Source organism: Vibrio sp. 378, from assembly GCF_033339435.1.
The window spans coordinates 1-623 of record NZ_JAWOUO010000735.1 but is presented as its reverse complement, the minus strand read 5'-3'; the positions used below and the strand labels follow the sequence as shown (position 1 = coordinate 623).

Here is a 623-nt window from a genome sequence, read left to right as displayed (position 1 = left end):
AGCCAGGTCGGCCTGGCGGAACAAACAGATATTATCGATATCGCATTCGATGATGAACTGTTTTCTCGTTACGGCGTAACGATTCCCGTATTAAAATATCAAGCTTCTGAGTTGAACTGGCCGTTCGATTTAGATGAACTCAAAAATTGGTTGGAAAATAATGGCATTACTTACCATTCATAACGCGCAACTTGCTTTCGGTGATCATCCGCTATTAGACCGCGCAGAGTTTGCTTTGCAGGAAAATGAGCGTGTTTGTTTAGTAGGGAGAAACGGTGCCGGTAAGTCAACGTTGATGAAAGTACTTGCTGGCGACATCTTACTGGACGACGGCAAAATTCAAATAACACAAGATGTTGTTGTTTCTCGTTTGGAGCAAGATCCACCGCGCAACCAAGAAGGTACTGTTTATGAGTATGTCTCTGGTGGCTTAGCGGAAATTGGCGAACAGCTTAAGATCTACCATGATCTTCTTGATCTTGTTGCGCAAGACCCAAGCGAAAAGAACATCAACCGCTTAGCAAAAACTCAAGAACAATTGGATCATTCAAATGCGTGGCGTTTTGATGACCGAGTTAAAAACGTACTCAGTGCCCTAAAGTTAAGTCCAGACACATTACTTC

At 43.2% G+C, this 623-nt stretch carries 2 protein-coding genes; both read left to right on the top strand.

All coding sequences use genetic code 11. The features are described from left to right. Nucleotides 1-183, top strand: a 183-nt coding sequence (locus R7Q48_RS28570; RefSeq protein WP_318133705.1) for a glutaredoxin family protein, incomplete at its 5' end; no start/stop codon positions are given. Further along, nucleotides 161-623, top strand: a 463-nt coding sequence (locus R7Q48_RS28565; protein ID WP_318133703.1) for an ATP-binding cassette domain-containing protein, incomplete at its 3' end; no start/stop codon positions are given. The genes R7Q48_RS28570 and R7Q48_RS28565, both read left to right, overlap by 23 nt.